The 21,332-nt window shown below is 70.8% G+C and carries 19 protein-coding genes and 2 pseudogenes; 2 read left to right on the plus strand and 19 right to left on the minus strand.

Annotated features, from left to right (window positions below; translation table 11 throughout):
- Nucleotides 1-81: 81 nt before the first annotated feature.
- The gene (locus OG985_RS48660) at nucleotides 82-1,524 is read left to right on the plus strand and encodes a hypothetical protein (RefSeq protein ID WP_371666370.1); all 1,443 of its coding nucleotides are present in this window, start codon (nucleotides 82-84) and stop codon (nucleotides 1,522-1,524) included.
- 76 nt (nucleotides 1,525-1,600) lie between these two features.
- Entirely contained in the window at nucleotides 1,601-2,950 is a 1,350-nt protein-coding gene (locus OG985_RS48665) for a hypothetical protein (protein WP_371666369.1), read from the plus strand.
- A gap of 179 nt (nucleotides 2,951-3,129) precedes the next feature.
- Here OG985_RS48665 and OG985_RS48670 read toward each other — a convergent pair whose 3' ends face one another.
- The 19 genes and pseudogenes from OG985_RS48670 to OG985_RS48760 form a co-directional block, all read right to left on the minus strand.
- Nucleotides 3,130-3,681: a hypothetical protein gene (locus OG985_RS48670; RefSeq protein ID WP_371674198.1), complete on the minus strand. Its 552-nt coding sequence runs from the start codon at nucleotides 3,679-3,681 to the stop codon at nucleotides 3,130-3,132.
- 248 nt (nucleotides 3,682-3,929) lie between these two features.
- Nucleotides 3,930-5,123: pseudogene (locus OG985_RS48675) on the minus strand (ISAzo13 family transposase); the annotation flags it as partial.
- 188 nt (nucleotides 5,124-5,311) lie between these two features.
- The gene (locus OG985_RS48680; protein WP_358581637.1) at nucleotides 5,312-6,640 is read right to left on the minus strand and encodes a DNA cytosine methyltransferase; all 1,329 of its coding nucleotides are present in this window, start codon (nucleotides 6,638-6,640) and stop codon (nucleotides 5,312-5,314) included.
- 201 nt (nucleotides 6,641-6,841) lie between these two features.
- Nucleotides 6,842-7,102, minus strand: coding sequence for a hypothetical protein (locus OG985_RS48685; protein WP_371666367.1), 261 nt, complete (start codon nucleotides 7,100-7,102; stop codon nucleotides 6,842-6,844).
- Entirely contained in the window at nucleotides 7,099-8,058 is a 960-nt protein-coding gene (locus tag OG985_RS48690) for a hypothetical protein (RefSeq protein ID WP_371666366.1), read from the minus strand. The genes OG985_RS48685 and OG985_RS48690 overlap by 4 nt, the downstream gene beginning before the upstream one ends.
- A gap of 251 nt (nucleotides 8,059-8,309) precedes the next feature.
- The gene (locus OG985_RS48695; RefSeq protein ID WP_371666365.1) at nucleotides 8,310-8,828 is read right to left on the minus strand and encodes a hypothetical protein; all 519 of its coding nucleotides are present in this window, start codon (nucleotides 8,826-8,828) and stop codon (nucleotides 8,310-8,312) included.
- A gap of 238 nt (nucleotides 8,829-9,066) precedes the next feature.
- The gene (locus OG985_RS48700; RefSeq protein ID WP_371666364.1) at nucleotides 9,067-9,489 is read right to left on the minus strand and encodes a hypothetical protein; all 423 of its coding nucleotides are present in this window, start codon (nucleotides 9,487-9,489) and stop codon (nucleotides 9,067-9,069) included.
- On the minus strand, nucleotides 9,486-10,361 hold the full coding sequence (locus OG985_RS48705) for a hypothetical protein (RefSeq protein ID WP_371666363.1): 876 nt from the start codon (nucleotides 10,359-10,361) through the stop codon (nucleotides 9,486-9,488). The genes OG985_RS48700 and OG985_RS48705 overlap by 4 nt, the downstream gene beginning before the upstream one ends.
- 85 nt (nucleotides 10,362-10,446) lie before the next feature.
- Nucleotides 10,447-11,289: a hypothetical protein gene (locus OG985_RS48710; protein WP_371666362.1), complete on the minus strand. Its 843-nt coding sequence runs from the start codon at nucleotides 11,287-11,289 to the stop codon at nucleotides 10,447-10,449.
- Nucleotides 11,290-11,540: 251 nt separating this feature from the next.
- Nucleotides 11,541-13,013, minus strand: a complete 1,473-nt coding sequence (locus tag OG985_RS48715) for a hypothetical protein (RefSeq protein WP_371666361.1) — start codon at nucleotides 13,011-13,013, stop codon at nucleotides 11,541-11,543.
- A gap of 47 nt (nucleotides 13,014-13,060) precedes the next feature.
- A complete protein-coding gene (locus tag OG985_RS48720) occupies nucleotides 13,061-13,684 on the minus strand; it encodes a hypothetical protein (RefSeq protein ID WP_371666360.1) in 624 nt (207 codons plus the stop codon).
- An 85-nt stretch (nucleotides 13,685-13,769) separates the two neighbouring features.
- The gene (locus OG985_RS48725; protein ID WP_371666359.1) at nucleotides 13,770-15,326 is read right to left on the minus strand and encodes a ParB/RepB/Spo0J family partition protein; all 1,557 of its coding nucleotides are present in this window, start codon (nucleotides 15,324-15,326) and stop codon (nucleotides 13,770-13,772) included.
- A gap of 441 nt (nucleotides 15,327-15,767) precedes the next feature.
- On the minus strand, nucleotides 15,768-17,006 hold the full coding sequence (locus OG985_RS48730; protein ID WP_371666358.1) for a DUF6573 family protein: 1,239 nt from the start codon (nucleotides 17,004-17,006) through the stop codon (nucleotides 15,768-15,770).
- A 92-nt stretch (nucleotides 17,007-17,098) separates the two neighbouring features.
- The gene (locus OG985_RS48735) at nucleotides 17,099-17,710 is read right to left on the minus strand and encodes a hypothetical protein (protein ID WP_371666357.1); all 612 of its coding nucleotides are present in this window, start codon (nucleotides 17,708-17,710) and stop codon (nucleotides 17,099-17,101) included.
- 80 nt (nucleotides 17,711-17,790) lie between these two features.
- On the minus strand, nucleotides 17,791-18,696 hold the full coding sequence (locus OG985_RS48740) for a methyltransferase (RefSeq protein WP_371666356.1): 906 nt from the start codon (nucleotides 18,694-18,696) through the stop codon (nucleotides 17,791-17,793).
- 133 nt (nucleotides 18,697-18,829) lie between these two features.
- Nucleotides 18,830-20,002, minus strand: a complete 1,173-nt coding sequence (locus OG985_RS48745; protein WP_371666355.1) for a hypothetical protein — start codon at nucleotides 20,000-20,002, stop codon at nucleotides 18,830-18,832.
- A gap of 57 nt (nucleotides 20,003-20,059) precedes the next feature.
- Nucleotides 20,060-20,704 carry a hypothetical protein gene (locus OG985_RS48750; protein ID WP_371666354.1) on the minus strand — a complete coding sequence of 215 codons (645 nt, stop codon included), beginning with the start codon at nucleotides 20,702-20,704 and terminating at the stop codon, nucleotides 20,060-20,062.
- A gap of 50 nt (nucleotides 20,705-20,754) precedes the next feature.
- Nucleotides 20,755-20,877 (minus strand): annotated as a pseudogene (locus tag OG985_RS48755) (LPD29 domain-containing protein); the annotation flags it as partial.
- Nucleotides 20,878-20,982: 105 nt separating this feature from the next.
- Nucleotides 20,983-21,240 (minus strand): hypothetical protein, encoded by a 258-nt coding sequence (locus OG985_RS48760; protein ID WP_371666353.1) that lies wholly within the window; start codon nucleotides 21,238-21,240, stop codon nucleotides 20,983-20,985.
- Between the last annotated feature and the right edge of the window lie 92 nt (nucleotides 21,241-21,332).

Below are 21,332 nucleotides of genomic sequence, written 5' to 3' on the forward strand. Positions count from 1 at the left end.
CAGGACGACCGACCGCCCCACCCTGGCGGGCTCGGTGTGCCGCCGTGGCCACTGCGCTCGGCAGGCGTCGGGGGCAGGGCGGTGAGCCGCTTCGGGCCGGGGATCCGCCGGGGTGCCATGGCGGCCGATCAGTTCACCCAGATCGCCAACGCGCTGTTCCGTGACTCCGGGCTGTCCTTCAAAGCCAAGGGGATCTTCGGGTACGTCTCTACGCACAGGAACGGCTGGCAGGTGACGGTCACCGATCTCGTCCGCCTGGGCCCGGATGGACGGGAAGCGGTTCGCACCGGCCTGCAGGAGCTCGAGGCGCACGGCTACCTGATCCGTGAGCGTCTGCGCCGCCCGGATGGCACCCTCGGCGAGATCGTCTACTGCATCACGGACCGCCCGGCCACCTTGGACATCGCGCTGATCGAAGCCGGCTTGATGGTCACGGCCTCCGACGCCGAGCACGCCGCCGGCCTTCCGCCGGGCATCCGGCGGGGCGTCATGGCGGCCGATCAGTTCACCCAGATCGCCAACGGGCTCTTCCGCGACACCCAGTTGTCCTTCAAGGCCAAGGGTCTGTTCGGACTGCTTTCCACGCATCGGGACGGCTGGCGGATGACCGTCTCTGACATCGCACGTCGTGGCCGCGACGGTGACTCAGCCGTCAAGAGCGGGCTGAGGGAGCTGGAGAAGCAGGGCTTCCTGGTGCGGGAACGCGAGCGCGGCCCAGACGGCACCCTCGGTGCGGCCGCGTACTTCCTCACCGACCTGCCCGCTCTGCAAAGCAGCAGGTCACAACCAGAGTCGGGTTTTCCACCAGTGGATAAACCTACGTTGGCTGATCGGTCCACTAAGAACACCAACAGAAAGAAGACCACTCAGCAGAACACCAGACCCCTCCGTCCGTGCCGCGGCGACGCGTCGCGAACACAGGGACGGACCAACCAGCCGGCCACACCGACGTCCCCGCCGACCGCGCCATCGGCGGACGAGATGCACCCGGGGATCCGGCTGCTGCTCGAACTCGGGGCGGCTCGCCCCGAGCTGCTGCTGACCGGGCAGGCGCTGACCGACCAAGGCCGCGTCGTGACCGTGATGCTGGAATCCGGCTGGAGCCGCGAGCAGCTGCGGCACGTCATCGCCGCCCGGCCCCTGCCTCATCCGGTACGGACTACGGTCGGCGCGATCATCGCGGCCCGCCTGCGCGCCGCCCAGGCCTACCCGCCGCCCACCCTCGCGGCTGACCACCAAGACGCACCGGTGTGGGACGACCCGCCGCCGCAGCCGATGAGCGGCTCCGCCGCCGCGCGCACGGTGAGCGAGGCCCTGACCTACCGGGCTCTGACCGAATGCGCCGGCTGCGGCGTTCCCGGAACCGCCCCCGGCGAGGACCTCTGCCCGGCCTGCCTCGGCTGGCCACTCTGCCGCACCTGCCCCGGCCCCACACCCCGCCGCGCCCACCCCGAAGGCGACGGCCGCTGCACCACGTGCGCCTCCGCCCTGACAGACCACCACCTGGAAGGAAGCACCTCGTGACGGACACACTCCACACACCGACGCCACCGACCGCAGCTGCGCATCACGAGCACCCCTTCACCGGTGATCCGGGGCGGTGGGAGAAGGAACGCTCCCGCGCCCTGCGAACCGGACACGTCCCAGGCCACACCTGCTCGGCAGCCTGCGAGCCCGTATCGTCCACGAGCGCACCCCATGGGGATGGCTCGCCTGGACCGTGCCCGGCGACGGCAGCCCGCCCGAGATCCCCCACCGGATCGCGGTGCTCACTCCAGCCGCCACGCGTACGCAGCGCATTGCCCTGCGCTGGCTGGCCAGGCGCCCCGCCCAGCGCATAGCCCCGGTCAGGATCCCCGGGTCCCTGCGGTTCTCCACCGCGGCCGTCGCACTCGTCAGTCTGGTTGCCGGCCTGTTCGCTGTGAGCCACGCAGTCCCCGTCGACGTCGCCCTGCCGGCGATGCTCCTCGCCCCGCTGCTCGCCGAACACCTGCCCGACCGGCTGGACAGCCGGGCCCGCAAACACGTCCACGTCGTCGAAGGCGACGATGCCTGCCGCTACCTGCAGCGCCTCGCCGCCCTGCACACCTCGCTCGTCCAGGCCGCCGCCGGCAGCGACCGCTACGAACTGCGCCGCTCGGCCGAGATCGGCCACAACCTGCTGTGGGACGCCGCCAGTCTGCTCCAGGCCCGGGACACCCGCGCGGTTTCAGACGGTCTCGTCGCCCGCGAGCGGCTGATGCTGCAACTCGCCCACCAGGTCGCCCAGCTCATCCAGCGCACCGCCCACGAGGACCAGACCCGCGACCTTGGGCGGCCCCCAGGCCTGCACTCACTGAGCGTCCCGCCGTCGACACCTCGCCCCATGACCGCTCCACCTCTGAAGGGAACCGTGCTCATGCCCCAGCCCGAATCCGGCCCGGCCGACCGCACCCCGGATGTCTATCTCCTCTTCGCGCACGAGCCGTACTACCCCGGCCCCGGAACCCAGGAGATCAACACCACTGTGGTGGCCGCCGACTCGCTGCTCCACCCGCAGGTGCGTCAGCCCGACGGTGCCCGCATCCACGACCTCCTCACCCAGGGAAGGCAGCCAGGCGAGATCGTCCCGCTGGCCACCCTTACCCACGAACTGAACGGCGGCGCTGACTGGCCGACTGTCGGCGACTGGGAGAGCGTCACCACCGACCTGCTGCAGCTCGTCCGCTCCGGGGACTGCGATGCCCTCAGCCTCGGCCTGCCCGAGATCGCGCGCGCCCTCGTCTGCACGGGCCCCCACAGCCACGTCCGCGCCTATGACGCCGCGGCCGACGACTTCGTTGTCTACGGGTCTTCGGAGCGCGCCGCGGTCCTGGACGAAGCCGGCATGTTCCTCACCGGCATTGCGACCGAGCAGCCATTCTGGCCGGGGGACAGCCTCCTGCCCCCGCTGGTGAGCCGGCGCGCCTGAGGGAGATGAGCCTGGCCGCAGTGAGGGGAGCGGACATGTTCGGATACGAATCGCGTGCCGTCTGGGCAGAACTGCGGCGCATGCTGCATCGGCTCGTCCACCGCCGTGAGGGCGGCCCGCCTGCCCTGTGAACGCCGACGCCCCAGGCCATCTGCCTGGGGCGTCGTGCTGAGCACCGGCTATTCCTCGCGCAGCAGACTCAGCGGGAGGGGGTGGCCCTCGCCGCCGCGGCGGCGACGGAGGATGCTGACGTCGCCGAGCAGTTGTCGCAGTTCCTCCTCCCGTTCCTGGGCGTACGCGTACCGCTCGGGCAGGACCTCCAGCAAGTGCTTCCACTGGCGCTGGCCCGCGCGAACGCACGTGCCTCCACAGTTGTTGTGGCTGAACCCGAGCTCGTACAGGCGGGGCGGTGCGACGCCCAGGGCCCGGGCCCCGTCCAAGAGTTGCTCCTTGGTCCGGGCCGGCTCCCACTTCCCGCACAGCGGGAAACGCGTGACCCAGGGCTTCCAGTTCCGGGCGATCGCCGGGATCCGGGCCCGATCGCGCCGATTGTTCTCGATCCCCACGTACACCAGCGTGTCGGCAGGGTCGGCGTGCTGCTCCATCCACTCCCGGCAGGGCACCTGCTTGAGCAGGCGCGTGCAGGGAGCCAGCCGGTCGTTGCCGAGGAACCGGACGTCGCGGAAAACCTCCCACGGGGTGCGACCATCGGCGACCTTCGTCAGCGGCACACCGAGAAGCCTGCTGGTGTCGTCGGCGAACCTCCACAGATCGTCGTCCTCGATGCCCGTGTCGGCGATCAGGAGGATGAGGTTGCGGGTGCCGTACTTCCGGGCGACCCATACCGCGACGGCGAAGGACCCGATGCCGCCACTGAACTGGACGACGTGACGCCGAACAGTGAGGGCTCGGCGGCCGCGGCCCGTCTGCTTAGGGCTCAGTGTGATTTAACGTCTGCGGGTTCGGGAGTGTCGGCGGGTGGGCTGATGGTGTAGTTCCACTGGCCGTGGGTTTCGTGACGGGTCAGCGGGAGGGCCTTCATGGCCTTGTCGCTGATCTTGATGCCTGTGGGGTAGACACCGGTGTCCAGGGCCGCGGACACGGTCAGGCCGGTCTCGGTCGTCGTCGCACCGATCAGGGAAACGGCGGCCTCGTGGCTGGTCAGTGGTGTCCCGCGCCAGTTCATGGTGATTGCGGAGAACAGCCGGTGCTCTATGCGATTCCACTTCGAAGTACCCGGCGGCAGGTGCAGCACGGTGATCGACAGGCCGGTCTCGGCGGCGAGGGCAGCCAGCCCGGTCTTCCAGGCCCGTAGTCGGCTGCCGTTGGATCCGCCGCTGTCCGCGGTGATCGTCAGTGTCGTGGCCTGCGGATATGCGGCCCGGCCGACGTTGTTCCACCAGGTCCGCAGGGTGTTCACGGCGAACGCGGCGGTGTCGTGATCCATGCCGACGCTGACCCAGCCGGCGTTGGCGCCGATGTCGTAGACGCCGTAGGGGATGGCTTTGCCGGCCGGTCCGGGGAAGTCGTGGACGTTGACCTTCACCGGGTCCCCAGGCGGTCGCCATTCCTTGCCGACGTTCTTGAAGTTCCCGATCAGTTCCTTTTTCTTGCAGTCCACGGACACGACGGGCTGTCCGGCAGCGAGGGCCGCCCTGACCTGATCGTTGAGGTAGCGGAACTGGGCGTCGCGGTCGGGGTGCTGCTTGCCCTCGACGGTTTTGGCGTTGCCCTGCAAGGAGTAGCCGGCCTCGTGCAGCAGTCGGGCCACGACGTTCTCGGTGCACCGGTGTCCCCGATTGACCAGCTCGGCAACCAGGTGCGACAGCGATTTCGTGGTCCAGCGCAGCGGGTTCATCGGATCACCACGAGTCTCCGGCTCGACCAGGGCATCCAGGTCCACGGCCAGTTGCGGGTCCAGGACCTCGGCCCGTCTGCGGCCGCCTCCCGGCCCCCGGGACCGCCCGACCGCCAGCGGCTGCGGATCGTCCAGTTCCCCGCGGCCCCGTCGGATCGTGTCCTGGGACACCCCGGTCGCCTCACAGACGATCCGTGCACCGCCGCCACCCAGCTCACGAGCCTCGTTGCCGAGCCACAACCGTCGCTGCCGCTCGGTCAGGTGATCCCGGATCGCCTCGTAGCGCCGGGCCAGGGACTCCATATCGATCGGCATAGCAGGAAACGTACGCGCCGCGCGACTGATTCATAACTTGTTTCGCTACGAGCCCTTAGACATGAACGAAAGCTCCCTGGTGAGGCGAGTCGGTGGAATCCGTCAGCCAGGCGTTGCCGCACCGGGCCGACAGGGGGTGCGGCGGTCAGGGACCGGGAGGGTCCCGGACCGCCGCGGGTGAGGGGCGGTCAGGCGGCCAGGGCCAGGCTGGGGAGCAGCCGCTCGCCCAGCCAGCGCGCGGCGTTGACGCTGACCGCGTTGCCGATCTGCAGGATCGCCTCGGTCTGGTTGCCCTGGATGATGAACTCTTCGTGGAAGCGCTGGACCAGCTTGAGCTCCTCCACCTCCAGCATCCGCAGCGTGCAGTCGTCCACCGTCGGGGCCGGGATGACCAGCGAGTGGTGCGGCTTGCACGCCACCGTGGTCAGCGGCTCGGCGGTGGTGCGCGGGGCGCCCTTGCGACCGATCGGGACGATCAGCGCGTGGTGGCGGCCCTGCGCGGCCAGCGCGGGCACCGGGCCGCTGATCGGCAGGGCGGTGCCGTGGTTTCGGAGCATCACGATGTACGGGTCAGTGCCGAACCGCTCCAGGCCCACCGCGATCCGGGCCCGGGTCGCGGCCGCGTAGGGCTTGAACTTCTTGAAGTTGGGCCGGCCGTCGCCCACGCGCTGGCCGGGCAGACCCCAGTTGATGATGTCGCCGACCGGGCGGGTCAGCGGCGTCAGCTCCAGGTGGCCGCACGCCCGGTTGGGGCAGCGGAAGGTGTACTCGACGCCCCACTTGCCGATGCGGCGTGCCTTCGGGTTCTTCCACACCTGGTTGGCCAGCACCGGCCCGCACTCCGGGCAGATGGCCTCCGGCCGTACCCGCACGTCCGGCAGGGGCAGGCCCTTGCGGGTGAAGACGATGTAGATGCGGTCGCGCAGCTGGGGCGGCAGCAGGTTGTCCCCACCACCCAGGTGGGCCGACGACGCGTTGACGATCTGCACGTTGTAGCCGAGCAGTTCCATGCCGCGCAGCCACCAGTCGAACAGTTCCCAGTCGGTGGCGAACTCAGTGACGTTTTCGATCAGGACAGCATCGGGTCGGTGGAGGTCGGTGACGGCGAGGACGTCCAGCGCAGAGGCCCGGGTCTGCACGAAGGTGGCTTCCTTGGCGCCTTCATCCTTGCCGGTGAGGCTGAGGCGGGTCTGGCCACGGGTGCGCTTCTTCCCGCCGGCGGGACTGGCCTCGGTGCAAAGGATGGAGGCCCAGACCACGCGGGTGCGCGGCAGGTTGCGCTTGTCGTACCTGTGGATGTCCTCGCACTTGTGCTCGGCGTGCGGGTGGTTGGTGCGGTGCGTCCATACGGACACGGGGTCGTGGTTGATCGCCAGTTCAAGCACGTAGCCGGCCTCCTCCAAGCCGCAACTGCTGCCTCCGCAGCCGCAGAAGAGGTCGATGAACGGGATGGGCCCCAGAGAGGCTTTGAGGCGGGCCAGTTCGAGGGACGAAAGCACCGGAGCGAACCGCAGCACGAGTGACTCCTTCGCGAGTGGAGTTGGTGAGGCCGCCAGCCGGGCGTTGCCGCACCCGACTGCCGCTTGAAACTTAAAATCAATTATACACTCTTCCTTGGGTCTTGGCAACCCTACTCACAGCTGTGGCCCCCGGTAGGCCGGGGGCCACAGCCGCACTTCAAGCGCGGTAGTCGGTGGTATGTGTTTCGCGCGCGGCGATCACACGGCGGGCAGCAGATCTGGCACGTCGTCCACACCGAGGAGCAGGACGTGGTGCCCGACAGTCTCGGTGACGCCGTCGGTGACCCGCTCCACGTCCAGGCGCAGCCGGATGCGGCCGGCGCCTTCGCCATTGGCCGCAAGAGCATTTTCCAGTTCGTCGTCGAGGCGGTCCGCCGCGGCCTCGGCCGCGGCGTAGTCCGCCAGGTCGCGGGCGACGAGCTGGCGGGTGGTGGTGTCACGGAGCTGGTAGCTGGTCATCGGGACTCGTCCTTCGGTGTGGGGTGATCAGCGGTCGAGTCGGCGATCCCGCGTGCCGCGTTCACGGCGCGCGACCAGACGTCGGGGCTGCCTCCGTGCTCGCGGGCGAGGGAGGCGGCAAGCCCCCGGACGTCGCCGCGCTCGCGCAGGGCGGCCAGGGCGACGGCCGCCCGCCGGTCGGCTTCCGAGCGGGCCGGCGTGACCGCGGGGCGGTGCTCGAGGGCGTTGCGCACGACGTACTCCCAGGACCTCTGCGGCCCCCCGTACTGCACGCTGAGCTCCGCGGCCAGCCCCGGGTGGTAGCCGTCGCGATCGATCGCCTCGGCGGCGTACTGCTCGGCCAGCTGCGTGGCGGTGAGCGGCTTACCGCCGGCGCGGGCGCTCAGCTCGGCAGCCAGAGCCTCCTCGAGGGCGGAGGGCCGGCCGACGGCCGCGTCGGCCTGGGGCCCGGGACGGCGGCCGGCCTTGCCGAGCTTGTCCCCGGTGCGCTTCTTGTCGAAGTCCTGCAGGTCGCCGACACGGAAGGCGGGGATCAGGCGACCGGTCGGGCCCTCGACCGGCTCGGCGAGGGGCTTCGGGAAGTAGTCGGGGTTGTCCTTGAGGTACTTGCGGATGGCCGAGGCTCCGTTGAAGCCCAGCCACTTGGCAGCCGTGTTGATGGAGACGACATCCTCCGGGTCGGCCTGGTACAGCTCAGGGTCGGCCTTCAGGACCTTGTTCGCCTTCTCCTGCTGGAACCAGGTGTAGAAGTCGCGGAACTGCTGCTCGTCGTAGAAGTCGCTCCCGTCGATGCGCTCCTTCTCCGGGTGGCGGTGCTCCTCCGGCTGCTCGAGCCGGATCTTGTACCAGCGGGCCGCGGTACCGACGCTGGCGCCGGTGAACTCGCGGATCCAGTCGCGGTTGACCACGGCGCGGTCGCCGAGGACGCGACGCTGCGGGTTCAGGGCCTTGGACATTGCACTCTCCGGTTCGGATTGCGGCCCTATACTGAGGGCCTGCTCCTCTTGGTCCTTCGGCGCTCACGCGCCGGCGGGCGAGTCGAGTTGGTGAAGGTGGTCGGCGGGACGTTCGGTCGGGGTTGCCGCCCTGGGCCGACATCCTCGTGAGAGGGTGCCTCCCGCCGCCCACCGCTTTTGCCGCTTGTTTCGCGTAATCAATATGACGCTCTTGGTGGGTGGTTGTCAATCTCGCCGGCACCCAGAGCACGTCACGACCGGCTGCGGCGATGTGCGGCCCACTTCCGTTCGAAGTGCGGCACCTTCTTGTCCCGGACGTGGAACGGGGCGGTGACCATCAGTTCCTCCACGGTCGGAAGCTCCGGCCCGCGCTGTTGGACCCACGCCCGCACCCTCCCGTAGCGCTCGTCGACCTCGACGGGGACGCCGTGCCGCTCCGAGACGCTCTGCAGCCTCCGGCCGAGAGCGGATGCCCGGCCCACGTCGACTCGCTCCACCGAGCGCATCGCTCGCCCGCGCCGGGTCGGGTCCGCCTTCGCGACGGGCAGGATCCGGCGCACGTGGTACAGCGCCCACGGGCAGGCGAGCTCCTCCTTGAAAGCGGCGAGCACGGGCCGGTCGGCGGCCCGGTCAGGGTCGAACTGCTCCAGCAGACTGCGCCGACCGAACAGCCTCGCCTGCGGGTTGAGGCTGACCGAGGTGTACTCCAGGCGCAGCACTCGTCCGGCGATGTCCGGATGGGCGCGCATCCGGTCCAGGTGCGCATCCATGGCCCCCATCGACACCGGGAAACAGCAGAAGCTGCAGTAACTCTTCTCCCACCGCACCCCGAACCGCTCGTACAGGAACGCTTCGCACCGCTCGCGCCCTCACCCCCAGACGATCAAGGGGTACACGCCCTGGCGCAGCGGGTTCTTGTTTGCGGCCTCGTCCCGGCGGCTGCGGCTGACCTCGTCGGCGTTGAACCCCATCACTTGCCTGAACGGCCGTCGCCGATCTCCTGGGCGATCAGCGCGTCGCCGACCTCCCCTTGGCATGCAGGCTGCAGAGCCGGATGCCGCCCTGCTGGGGAACGGTGCCGCCTGTCTCGTACTCGTCCCACAGCGCCCAGGGCCCGCGCTCGATGATCCGCTCGGGCTGGCGGGAGTCGTCCATGACCGCGATCTCCAACGAGCGGCTGGCCCGGGAGACTTGAACGAGCCGGACCCGGTGCTCGCGCAGGAGCGGCAGCACGTACTGAGCGGCGTGGGCGCGGGTGGCCGGCCACTCGTCCCCGGTGAGTTCGTGGAGCACCATGGTGCGGGCCAGATCGACTCCGTGGGCGGACGGGTCCTCCAGCATCTTCACCAGGTACGCGGTGCTGTCGACGCCCAGGCCCCAGTTGATGACCAGCTCGACATCGGCGCTGCCGGTGCGGGGTGCGGCGGTCATGCGGCCGCACCCACTTGATCGGCCTTCGGGTACGGGTAGGAGGTGGCGGTGAGCCGGCGGCCGGTGCGCGGCCCGATGTAGGCCGCGTACTTGTGGTTGCCCCCGTGGGCTACGACCCGCGCGCCGACAGCCTGCCGGGCCTCCTCCAGCCACCCCCGGCCGGGCTCGCCCTCGTCACGGGGGCGAGCGCCGAGGGCGACCAGGCGCCGCTCGACACCGCCGCGGCCGCGCTCGCCGTTGCGGACCTTGGACATCGCGCGGTCGTGGAGGACCGAGCCGTCGGGCAGCATGGTCAGGCGCCGCGGACGTGTCTTGCCCAGGTAGTCCATCCCCTTGGCCTGGTAGATCGTTCCGTAGTGGCCGGGAAAGATCGTCTCGGGGCCGTGGGCGGTGAGGCGCGTCCTGGGCTCGGAGTCGCTGTGCGCGACGACGCCACGCACTCCGCGGGCGGCCGCCAGGCGGAAGGCGCACGCCTGCGCCCACGTCTCCGCGTTCGCCGGGATCTCGTCGAGCAGCACCAGCCGGTTCAGCTCCAGGCTCTCCTCGTACGGGGTGAGCCGGCCGAACACCGAAGTGAGCACGGCGACCTGGGTCGGGATGCCCAGGGTGAGTACCCCCACCAGGCTGGTTTCCGGGGGCGCGGCGGTGTCGATGAGGCCGTAGGCGAAGCGGACGGCGGGCCACGAGCCGCTGTAGTGGTGGGCGCGTACGAAGGCCTTCGCCGTGTGGACCAGCTCGTTCGGCATCTCGCGGACGCGGTAGCGAGCGGGATCGAACCCGCCCTCGCTGGTCGGCCTCCAGCTGTGCCGGCGATGCTTCCACCGCTGGCAGACGGCGCCGAGATCGAGCGGGGGTTGCTCGTAAGCAGACATCAGGGTGTTCCCCTCAGGTCGGTGAGTTGGTGAAGGAGGCCGGTCCCGGGGTTGCCGCCCCGGGACCGGCACGGCCGGCGGTGGGTCAGGTCGTGGTGGGGAGCATCAGCTGACGGGGGGCGTGCAGCACGTCCAGGACGCGTTCGCGCCAGCGCATCGCCCAGTGCACGCAGTTGGAGCAGCTCCTGTGCTTGCCCTCGCACTGGGGCAGAGGGTCGTTCCAGCGGGCGTCACGCGACCACGCCAGAGAGTCGGCGGAGGCCAGGTACTCGGCGCACGTCTCCAGCGCCTGGGTCTTCAGCCCGAAGCCGTGCAGGCGCAGCCCGGAGGTGGCCACCGTGGCGAGGACGGCCTGAACGTCCTTGACCGACTTGCGGCGGCACACGGAGCCGACCCCGACCAGCGGATAGTCCGCCAGCCGTACACCGCGCTTGTCGTACAGGTCCAGGCAGGCTTCGTAGTCGGCCGGCCGCCAGCCCTGGACGGTCGGGATGATGTCGACGCCGGGGTCCTCGGCCATCAGGTCGACGAAGTTGCCCACGGTGCGGTCGATGTGCTCGTGCACGGACAGACCGGTTTTGGCGATCATGTCGGGCTCGCACATCCAGTCCTGCGGACCGGCCCAGACCAGGCGGCCGATCCCGTCGCGGACCTGGCGCAGCTCGCGGACGTAGGCGTGCGGGCCGATCGTCCAGCCGCCGTGGTTGTCGAGTTCGGAGAAGGCGCCCGAGTCGTACACCCAGGCCTCGGCGGCGCGCGGCAGCGTGGCACGGCGGGTCAGGGCGGAGCGCGAGACGCACATGGGAACGGCCCAGGTGGACAGCGACTTGGCGTGGTGTCCGCCGAGCCAGAACATCGGCCCCTCGGGCGGCGAGTCCCCTGGGTGGAAGCCGAGGCCGTACTCGCAGTGGCAGACGCAGCTGCCCATCGTGCAGAACCCGCAGTCCAGGCACTGTTCGTGGTAGCAGTGCGTAGCGGACGGCGGGCGTGCAGGTGCACGTCTCGGGATACGGGGTGTACACCGGCGGGGCCGGCATCGGGCGGGCTGGGGCGGTGAGGACGGCGTTCACGGGGGTGTCCTTCGAGTTGGTGAGTGGGGGGCCGGTCCGGGGTTGCCGCGCCGGACCGGCGGTGGGGCAAAACGGCGAGCGGGCGTGGCTGACGCGGTCGGTGACCGCGTCAGGTGTCCGCGCTGGGCGGGTCGCGGTCCCAGGGACCGAGGACAGCCCGCGGCTCCTTCGCCCCCTGTGCGCGTTCGCGTCGCGCGGCCTGCAGCAGATCGAGGATCCGCCGGCCCTTGACCTCCGCCTGGTGGCGCAGATCTGCGGGCATCTGGACGGGGAGCACCACCCGCCGCGACCGCAGATCGACCTCCAGCGTGACGGTGCGCACCAGGGTGCGGGCCTGCTCCTGGCCGGCGTAGAGGTGCAGCCGCGCCTCGACCCGGTGGTCGACGGGGGTGAGCTGTACGTACTCGTTGCCCCAGGAGAAGTCCGCGACGTCGGGGGAGAGCCGCACCCGGGCGGGAACGGTCCGTCCGGTGGGCACGTTGCGGTCGTTGAGCGGGGCGGTGGGGTCCTTCTCCCGGCACGTCACGTGCTCGTGGAAGGGGTACCAGCCGGGCCCGTAGAAGACGGCTCGGGGGTCCAAGGCGTAGGCCCAGTTGCCGAGTTCCAGCTTCACGCCGTACGCGTAGGCCTCGTCCTTCGGGGCGACCTTGAGGTCCAGGGACGGGACCTCGTGGGGAGGCCGGGCCGGGGCGAAGTCGGGTGGTGGGGGCAGGTCGGCGGGGAGGAACGTCGTGCGGGTGTTGCCCAACTCGTCCGGGTCGAAGGCGCCGTCGCCCACCACCTTGCGGACCAGACGGGGGACGGCGCGCTCGCGCGGGGTGACGCGCAGGGCCACGGCCGAGCCGTCGGCGGAGATCAGTGCCTGGAAGCCCCAGTCCGGCTGTGCCGCGCTCAGGTTGTGCTTGACCTCGCGCAGCGCCCGGGAGATGCGGCGGCCGAGCGGGTCTTCCGGGTCCATGCGGCGGGTTGCGGGCAGGATGAGGGCGGCGTCGGGGTGCCACTGGTCGGACAGGACCTGCCACGGTCCGGGCTGCAGCAGCGAGGCGACCTGGCCGGCGAGCTGCTCGGCGTCGGTCAGCTCGCGCAGGACGGCGGCGGTGAGGCGGGCGGTGGACGGCGCGTCCCACGGGCCGCCCAGGACCAGGCTGAGTCCGCTGCCGGGGCTGCCCAGGGTGACGCTGAGCCGCCTGCCTTCCAGCCAGGCTTCCGCATGCCCGAACCGGACGAACAGTCCCGGCTCACCGGGCCGTTGGAAGGGGGAGCCGGTGGTGAGCAGGCGGGCAACGGCCTCCAGGGGCGGGCGGGCATCGCGGGCGTCGGGCAGGGCCGGGGCGTAGCGGGTGACCGTGTCGAGAATGCGGGAGGTGACGGGCGTCGGGGTGTGGGCGCTGATCCGGGCGGGGCCGGTGGGCGACGGCGCGGCCAGTGCGGCCTCAAGCTGGCCGTGCCGCTCGCGGGTGCGCAGGGTCAGCCGGTAGCCGCCGGGCAGGTCGGCGCGGGTGCGGTCACGGCCGCGCAGGCGGTGTTCGACGATGGTGTCGGAGATCGCGTAGGTCGGAGAGGCGGGCTCGAACTCGTACATGGCGCAGGCCTCCAACGGCGGCAGTCGGCGGGGGTGTGCGGGTGCGGTCAGCGGGTGATGCGGGACCGGGCGCGGTCGGCCTGGACGTGGACGGCATCGGCGTGCGCGGCGGCGCGGACCTTGTCGGCCCACTCGGCGGCGCGCTGGGCCAGTTCGGCAAGGCGAACGAAGGCGGCGTCCTGGTGCTGGCGGGCGCGGTCCATCAGCGCCGCGTGTTCGGCGGTCAGCTCCTGGGCGGTGTACGCGGCGATCGCTTCCACGCCGTGGCGGCGGGTGACGCGTCCGAAGGGGCAGGCGCCTTCCTCCTGCTCGATGACGGCGAGGTCGGCGGCGGGCCAGCCGGTGTCCTCGTCGCGCGGGCCGAGCTGGATGTCGAGCACGCACACCGCGTCCGCATCGTGCAGGCCGTCAGCCTGGTAGCGGATGTGCGGCCGGGGCACGGGACCGGTCTGGCGTTCGGTGTGCGCGCGCCACAGTTCGGGGGAGGGGTCCTCCTCGTCCTGGTGGAGGCGGTGAAGGTAGGAGACCAGGGCGGGCAGCTGCCAGGCGGGGGATCCGAACGGCGCGGCCGGCATGGCGAGACCGGCCCGCGCGATCAGACCGGTGTGGTTGCTGACGGCGGCCTGGGCGACGAACAGAGAGGTGTTGATGCGGAGTTCGGAACGGAGCATGGCGAGGCCTTCCGGGCGGGCAGCGCACAGAGAGCGAAGGGGGGGGGCCCGGGCCGGACCTATCAGGTCCGGCCCGGGCAGCAGGTCAGGACGCGTCCTCGGAGTCCTCGGCGCTCACGCCGTCCGGGTCGTCCGGGGTGTCCTCGTCGGCCTGGCCGTCGGTGTCGGCCGCGTCCGGCTCGCCCTCCTGGTAGGGCTCGTCCTCGACGATGGCCTGTTCGACGCTGGAGAGCGGGTAGCCGATCTCGGCGAGGAAGGACAGCCACGTGCGGGCGTCCTCGCGGATGTCCCGCAGCTCGTAGACGGCGGAACGGGCGGTGCTGTCGGTGCGCCAGGTACGGACCTCGCCCATGCGCTTCTCGAACGTCGCGGCCAGCACCGCGAAGTTCAGCAGGGTGAGCTTGGCGGGGGTCGCCGACTTGGCGCGCTCGGCGGGCTGGTCGTAGCCGGTCAGATCCTTGACCAGGTCCCGGCGGCCCGCGTCGCCCACCCACTGAGCCACCGGCTTGGGGCAGGAAAGGAGCTGCTCGGTGATGAAAGCGGCGAGTGGCTTCGGCGCGGTCTTCCTGCCGACCAGGTCCTTCAGCCACGCCTGGCGGGCCTTCTCGGCGGCGCGGTAGGCCTTGTTGCCCTCCTTGACGTACTCGCGCGACGGCTCCGACGGCTTGGCCGCACCCGCCGCCTGCGGCTGCTCCTCGGCCTGGTCGCCGTCCGCCTCGGGGGCGTCCTCCTGGGGCGGGTAGTGGCCGAAGCGGTCCGGGTCGGTGCAGAAGTAGTCCACCTCGCCGGGCTCGCGGGGGTTCTCGGCCCAGGTCGCCACGTGGCCGGGGCAGTCGGCGTGCGCCTCGGCGCTCATGGGCTCGCCGTCCGGGCCGTCCAGCTCGCTGAGCGGCTCGGCGGTGGTCGGAAGCGTGTCGCTGTCCTCGGCCAGCCGTACCCCGGCGGCCTGCAGCTGCGGGCGGACCTGCTCACGGGCGCGCTGCTCGGCGCGGTCGTCGCGCTCCCACTGCACCTGGAACTCGAAGCGGCCCTTGGCGTAGGCGTCCAGCAGCCGGTTGATGGCGTCGGCGTCGTCGTCGAACTCGCCCAGCACACCCAGCACTTCGAGGTCGAGGTCGTACGTACCGGCTTCGGCGAGTGCCGAACGGGTCCGCTCGCCGACCGACTTGGCGGTCTTCACCGCCTGGGACACGTCCCTGCGGGAGCGGCCGGTGAGCTCGGCGACCCTGGCCTGCTTCATGCCCGCGCCGACCGCGCCGAACAGGGCGTCGGCCTGCTCCAGCTCGGTCAGGCCTCGGCGGTAGTCGTCGTCGTTCTCGATGAGCTGGTCGATGAAGTCCTCGCCCGCCTCGCGCAGGGAGGGGTCGAGCACGTACGCGGGGACCTCGATCGCGTCCTGCTCCGCCTCGGTCTCCTTGGTGGCCCGGGCGGCGAAGTAGCGCCGGTGGCCCATCTTCAGCTCGTAGGTGTCCTCCCCGAGCGGGAGGACCACGACGGGGACCTTCACGCCGTTGGCCGCGACGGACTTGAGGAACTTCTCGTCCAGGTTGAGGTCCTGGCGGACGTTGTTCTCGTTGACGCGGATCTGGCCGAGCCGCAGGGTGGCCCGCTGCATCGGTGTGGTGGTTGCGGTGTCGCTCACGGATTGCTCCTCGTGCGATCGGTTGGTGTTGAGCAAGTTGCCGCTTGCTCGTGAAATCAATTATACGCCATTTAGGGAATGGGGCAAGGCCTTTTATCCCTGGTCGGCTGGGGTGTGATGCTGGCGGATCTCCTTGGCGATGCCCTTGGCAACCGCCTCGCTGTCCTCGGGGGTGTGGACTTCGCGGAACACGGCGATGGGGCCAAGGGGGTTGAGGCTTGCCCACAGGCAAAGCTCGCCGCGTTCGTCGACGTGGAGCGCGTACGGTTCCGCTCCCGGGGCGTCCAGGTGGCCGGAGGCTTTTCCAAGGGCCGGCGGTGGCCGTCCAGTTGCCGCCGAGGATCTCGGCAACGCGGTCGGCGACTGCTGCGGGGGTCGTCATCGGGGCTGGTCCTTCAGGGCCGGGCCCGGGGGCGGTGCGCCCCCGGCCTGGCTAGGTGATCAGTCCTCGTGGGGTTCCATGATGGTGATCACGGGCTCGCCGTGGTCGCCGGGCCCGATCGCGCAGACGAGTTGGACCGGGCGGGCCTGCCGGGTGCGGCCGTCGCGTGGCACCCGCCGTAGGTCGACGGTGACCTGCCCGCCGCCCCGCCGCCCCGCCGCCCCGCCGCTGCGCCGGATCGCGTGGCGGGTCATGGTCAGCACGTCCCACAGGCGGCCGCGCTCGTCCTGCGGCACCTGCCGCTCGCTGTCGCCGTCGTTCCAGGCCACGCAGCCTTCCCATACGGCGCTGGTGAGGGCGACTGGAACCCGGAAGCCGGCCTCCCGGGCCAACTCGGCGTCGGCGGCGACCAGGACGCCGTCTGCCAGGGCCCGGGCGCGGGTGTAGATGTGGATGTGGATGAACTCGTCCGCGTCGGCCAGGGGGACCGACCGCATGGCGTCGTCGCTGACGTCGGGGTCGTCGGTGACGGCTGCGTCGTGCAGAACCGCATCGATGCGGGACAGCGCGCTGTCGCTGCTCACCCGCTCTTCTCGCGGTGAGCCGGGGCGGTGCCGGGCGGGCTGCTGCTCGTGCGGGGAACTGTGGCTGTGGTCGGCCGATGCGGGGCCGGTGGGCGGCTGGGCGGCGTCCTCCTCGGCCACCATCGCCGCGTGTACCTTGAGCACCGTCCCCAGGGCCGCAACCCTCCCGGTGTCTCCGGCGGTCACGGCCTCGGCCCGCTCCTGCTCGAACGCGTCCCGGATCTGCTCGTGGCTGTAGCCCTGGGCGAGCTTCACGCGGACGGTCTTTCCCACGAGATCGACCGCCAGGGCGGGCAGATGACGGGGCAGGCGGTCATGGCCCGGCACACCGGATGCCCGCGTGCGCCGGGCGAGCCTGCGAGCCGCACTGCGGTCCTGCGCGCTGGCCGGTCCGGCGGCCTGGTGCGCGTGCCCAGAGCCGGGCGCGGCGGTGGGAGCCGCGGGAACCTCGGCGGCCGGCGCATCGTCCGCCGGGGCGGCGGGGGCCTCGGCGGTCAGTTCGTAGAACCGGTTGGAGTGAACGTGGACCGTCCACTTCTGACCCGGGGTGTCCTCGGTGAGCCGGGCGCGCGGCGTGGTCTCCCACGCCTCGAATGCGCGCGCCGGGTCGACCGGCAGCATGTTGCCGCTGTCGGAGTCGTAGGCGCGGCAGGTGCGGGCCGCCGTGCGGATTTCCGCAACGCGCTTGGTCCAGTTCCGGCGGATCGTGGTCATCGCGGTGTCCTCATGATTTCGAGTGGTGCCAGATGAGTTGCCGCTCATCCGGTAGGGGGCCGGGCGCCGTGGTCGGCGCCCGGCGGGACGGTTCAGGCCCGGACGGCCGAGTCGGCGGTGCGCAGGGCCTCGCGGGTGGCCTCCAGCAGCGGCGCGGAGATGCCGCCCGCCTCCAGGTCGGCGGCCGTGATGCGGCCTGCCTCCAGGCCGCAGAACAGGTTCCCCAGGCAGACCGACAGGGCGCCCAGCTCGTAGCGCAGGCCGTGCGGGGTGACCGTGCGCGCGCCCACCAGGAACCCGTGCCGGTCGTAGGGGGCGGCGTTCACCAGGTCGCGCACGGTTGGGTAGTCGTCGGAGGTGGACCCCCGGAAGCGGGTGGCCCGCAGGAAGGCCACCATGGCGCGGTCCATGCGGAAGGTGCCCGGCTTGGTGTGGTCGTCCTCGTCGGCGGCCTCGACCAGCCGCCCCACGGGCTTGGTGCCGGTCCAGCCGGAATTCGACGGGGTGGTGTCCCTGCCATGAACCTCGGCGTTCCGCACGTGCGCGTACGTGCTGTAGACGGTGGTGCCGCCAGGGCTGCGCTCCTCGTGTCCGGCCACCTTCTCGACCAGCCAGACCGGCTCCGAGCCGGGCCGGTAGGCGGTGAAGTCCTCCCGGTCGAAGACCAGCATTCCGGCGGTGATGTCGTGTCCGTAGGTGCCCATGTGCGGCTCCCTGTCTGCTCGGTGTGGGTCGGTCGGTGGCCGGTGAGCTGCCGCTCACCCGCAAAATCAATAATACACCTTCAGGGGAAGGTGTCCCCGCCGCCGCCGCCGTCGCCGAACCCGGCCGGCTGCGCGGCCCTGGGTGCCACACGGGCGTGCTCGGCCTTCGGCTGGTGCGGGCGGCTGGCCACGGCTTCCTGCGTCGCGCGGGCGGTGGCCTGCTCCGCCTGGGCCTCCAACTCGTCCTCGTCGCGGTTGTGCACCACGATTTCAACGGCCGGTGAGGCGTCGCGCCACTGGTCGCGGTACTCGTCCGTGGGGATGCCGGGGTTGGGGCGGAGCTTGATCCCGGTCTCGCGGTGGAAGCGCTCGTACGCGGGTGAGTCCTGCGAGACGAATCCGGTCTCGGTGCGGAACGGGGCTGACTCCCTCGGGATGATGAACGCCCCTCGCCGGGCGAGCGTCTCGGCGATCGCGATCACGTGGAACTCGAACAGCGGCCCTCGGTACCTGGGGGCGTTGCCGCTGCGCTTGATCCGCCCGAACGGCGGGTTGCTGATCGCGCAGTCAATCGGACCGAGGTTCAGGCGCGGAACGTCGAGCACGTCAGCACAGATCCACGTCGCCTCCGGCAGGACGCGCCGCCCGACACGCACATACTCCGGGTCCTTCTCCACACACACGATCTCGCGCGGCGGCAGACGCTCCCAGCGCCGGTTCCAGTAGTCGCGGGCGTGCCAGGCCAGGCGTCCGATGCCCGCGCACAGGTCGATGATGCGGTCACCCGGGATGACGTGGTGGAGTTCGCCGGCGAGCTCGGCCGGTGTGAAGAACGCGCCGTCCAGGGTGCGGCCCATGTTCGCGGACTCGTGGAAGTGGTCGAGAACGATTTCCCGCTCCTCCACGGTCAAGTCCCGTTCCATGTCAACCAGTTCGCACGCCCGGTGGTGCTGCTTGGTCTGTTCCTTGCTGAGCTTTCCGGCCATGACATGCCGCCTTTCGCGGTGGTGAGGGGGAGAGGTTCTGACGCGGGTTGTCCGGACCGCTGCAGGGCGGTCCTGTGTCCGAGGGGGAGCCATGACGACGGCGTCCGCGCTGCGCGCCATCAGGAGGCGTTCGTCAGGTGTCAGTCGGCGGCTGGAGGTTGCTGCACCGGAGACCCCACCCGCGCGCGGGGTCGTGCTCCGCCACGTACCAACCGCACGTCCCGCACCGTGGCCCCCATGCCTGGGGTACGGCGGTGGGTTCGGCGACGTACACGTCTGCGGACTTCCAGGGGAAGCCTCGCGGGGCGAACCGCGCCGACCCGTCCGGCATGAGCAGTGCCCAGCCGTCCGGCCAGTCGATCGGGCCAGGGCGCGTGGCTTCGGAAACAGCCTCACGGACGGCTGCTTGCGTCCAGACTTGCGGAAGGCGACCGTGTCCGGTGACCCGGTACGCGTCAGCCGTGATGTACCGCTCCGGGTGGGTGATGATGACGCCGGAGTCGCGATCCGGCGTGAACGTGATCGCTGAATGCCCGTTGGTCTGGCGGTAGATGATCGTTTCGTCGTCTGTGATGGTGGCCTGGCTGGACAGCCAGAATTTGAGTGATCCGCCGAGGAATGCGCGTACCGCGTCGCCGCTGAGGTGAGGCCGACCGTATCCGGGGGCCTCCTGCACGGGGATGCCGGTGTCGTCGTGGTGGATGGTCTGCGTGTACCGCGCGTACATCCGCGCATCGCGGACCAAGATGCGCGGACGGGGCGCGCCGTCGTACCACTGCGGCAGCGGCACAGTCTCCAGCTCTGTACCCGGCAGCGGACTGCCGGGCTGGATCCATCCCGCTTCCTTGCCCGCTCGGCACATGGCGGGCGCGTCACGCACCCACGCGAGGAACTCGCCGAAACCGTCGGCATAGCGGCCGTTGCGCTCGGACACCTCTCCCCAGTAGGTGCCGCCGTACCAGACGCACCGGGCGGTGAGTTCAGCGACTGTGGTCGGCGTCGGGAACGCACCGGTCAGGGTGATCGTGCGTACGTGGGCATCTTCCACGATGCCCTGGGAGGTGACGGTGACGTCCCACCCGTTCGCTGTCGCTGCCTCGACAGGTGTGCGCGCCCGCGTGGGCAGCTCGGCGACTTCGGCGGCGGACGGTGCGGCGGGGCGGGCCGCGGGAGTGTCTCCGGTCGGCTCGACCCTGGGGCCGGCTCCGCCGTCCGTCTCCCACGCCTCGACGGTGCCTGGGTCGGTGACGGCGGCGCCCGGGTCCGGGTGATCGCCGGTGAGCTGAGAGGGGAGGTGTGTGGACATGGGGGGCTCCGCTCGGTGGGCCGGGCGCCTGGGGCGCCCGGCCGGTCGGGTGTCGGTTCAGGCGGTGGGGGTCGGCTCGGGCTGCGCCGTGGTGACGGTCAGGTTCTCGGCGCACAGGTCGGCGGCGACCACGTCCATGAACTCGGTGTCGGCCTGCTGGTCGCGGCTGCCGGGGGCGTACCAGTACTGGTTCTTGCGGTGCCACTTGAAGCCGTGGCGCTTGAGGACCTCGGCGGCGCCGTCGCCCAGACGGGTACCGGTGACTGTCGTCCCGTCCTCGCTCGTGTGCTCGAGGGTGAGTCCCTCCGTGCCGTCCTCGCCCTCCTCCTCGCCCTCCTCCTGGGCGTGCGCCGGACGGGGGGCCTGGGCGGCGGCCTGCTCCTTGGCGGCGGCCCAGCGCTGGGGCAGGACGACGTCACTGGCGATCTGCCACATCTGCTGCGGGGCCCAGTTCTCCTTGATGACGTGGCCGTCGATGACGCAGGCGTCGAGCATGCCGCTCGTGGGCGGCTCGGTGCCGTCGTGGGCCTCGGACCACAGGGCGGCGGCGGCCTTCAGTGCGTCATCGGAGACGTCCCGGTGGGTGTTGATGCCGTCGACCAGCGGCTTGCCGGTGACCTTCCGACCCTTGACGGTGACGGTGACCGTGTTGTCGGTGGACTCGTAGCGGTCCTCCATGCCGTTGAACTGCGCGCCCTGCATGGGGCGGTGTGCTCTTCGACATCGGCCGTGCAGGGGCCGTCGGTCCAGTAGACGGAGATCCACGCGGCGGCGGTACCGGTGCCCTTGCGCACACTGAACTTCACGCTGGGGAACGCGCTCTTCAGGCGGTTCCGGAGTTCGGCGGCCACGTCCTTGGTGTCGATGTAGTCCATGCCCTGTCCCTCTGCTGCGAGTTGGGTTGGTGGTGGGTGAGTTGCCGCTCATACCTGAAATCAATAATACGCGCTTACGGGGGGAGGTTCAACGCTTCCGCCGTATCAGTCGGCACTGAACACACATTCGCCGTTGACCGTGATCCGGATCGGGATCGTTCCATCCGGGCTGATCAGGTCGCCGGGTACCTCGCCGGTGTCCAGATGGACGGACACCACCAGGCCTTCACCGCAGCTCCAGTAGGCGTAGACCTGGGTCCCGCCGGTCTCCAGGCACGGCAACGTGCCCCGCTGCCTCCGGTGCTGGTGCAGAAACCGCGCGCTTCGGTTCAGGGTGGTCGCTCGGCGCTTGCTCAGTCGCATAGCTGTGCTTCCTCTGAGGAATCCTGGGAGGCGGCCGGCGCCGTGGGCGCCCGGCCATGGGTGGTCATGCGGTGGGGGTCGGTGTGGAGACG

The sequence above is a fragment of the Streptomyces sp. NBC_00289 genome (assembly GCF_041435115.1).
GTDB lineage: Bacteria > Actinomycetota > Actinomycetes > Streptomycetales > Streptomycetaceae > Streptomyces.

What these genes read in the sequence shown, in the direction of transcription:
- OG985_RS48745 (WP_371666355.1), bottom strand. Translation starts at nt 20,002, where the DNA reads ATGTCCACACACCTCCCCTCTCAGCTCACCGGCGATCACCCGGACCCG.
- OG985_RS48690 (WP_371666366.1), bottom strand. Translation starts at nt 8,058, where the DNA reads ATGTCCAAGGCCCTGAACCCGCAGCGTCGCGTCCTCGGCGACCGCGCC.
- OG985_RS48720 (WP_371666360.1), bottom strand. Translation starts at nt 13,684, where the DNA reads ATGCTCCGTTCCGAACTCCGCATCAACACCTCTCTGTTCGTCGCCCAG.
- OG985_RS48695 (WP_371666365.1), bottom strand. Translation starts at nt 8,828, where the DNA reads ATGGATGCGCACCTGGACCGGATGCGCGCCCATCCGGACATCGCCGGA.
- OG985_RS48740 (WP_371666356.1), bottom strand. Translation starts at nt 18,696, where the DNA reads ATGGCCGGAAAGCTCAGCAAGGAACAGACCAAGCAGCACCACCGGGCG.
- OG985_RS48750 (WP_371666354.1), bottom strand. Translation starts at nt 20,704, where the DNA reads ATGCAGGGCGCGCAGTTCAACGGCATGGAGGACCGCTACGAGTCCACC.
- OG985_RS48760 (WP_371666353.1), bottom strand. Translation starts at nt 21,240, where the DNA reads ATGCGACTGAGCAAGCGCCGAGCGACCACCCTGAACCGAAGCGCGCGG.
- OG985_RS48715 (WP_371666361.1), bottom strand. Translation starts at nt 13,013, where the DNA reads ATGTACGAGTTCGAGCCCGCCTCTCCGACCTACGCGATCTCCGACACC.
- OG985_RS48710 (WP_371666362.1), bottom strand. Translation starts at nt 11,289, where the DNA reads ATGGGCAGCTGCGTCTGCCACTGCGAGTACGGCCTCGGCTTCCACCCA.
- OG985_RS48685 (WP_371666367.1), bottom strand. Translation starts at nt 7,102, where the DNA reads ATGACCAGCTACCAGCTCCGTGACACCACCACCCGCCAGCTCGTCGCC.
- OG985_RS48735 (WP_371666357.1), bottom strand. Translation starts at nt 17,710, where the DNA reads ATGGGCACCTACGGACACGACATCACCGCCGGAATGCTGGTCTTCGAC.
- OG985_RS48730 (WP_371666358.1), bottom strand. Translation starts at nt 17,006, where the DNA reads ATGACCACGATCCGCCGGAACTGGACCAAGCGCGTTGCGGAAATCCGC.
- OG985_RS48705 (WP_371666363.1), bottom strand. Translation starts at nt 10,361, where the DNA reads ATGTCTGCTTACGAGCAACCCCCGCTCGATCTCGGCGCCGTCTGCCAG.
- OG985_RS48700 (WP_371666364.1), bottom strand. Translation starts at nt 9,489, where the DNA reads ATGACCGCCGCACCCCGCACCGGCAGCGCCGATGTCGAGCTGGTCATC.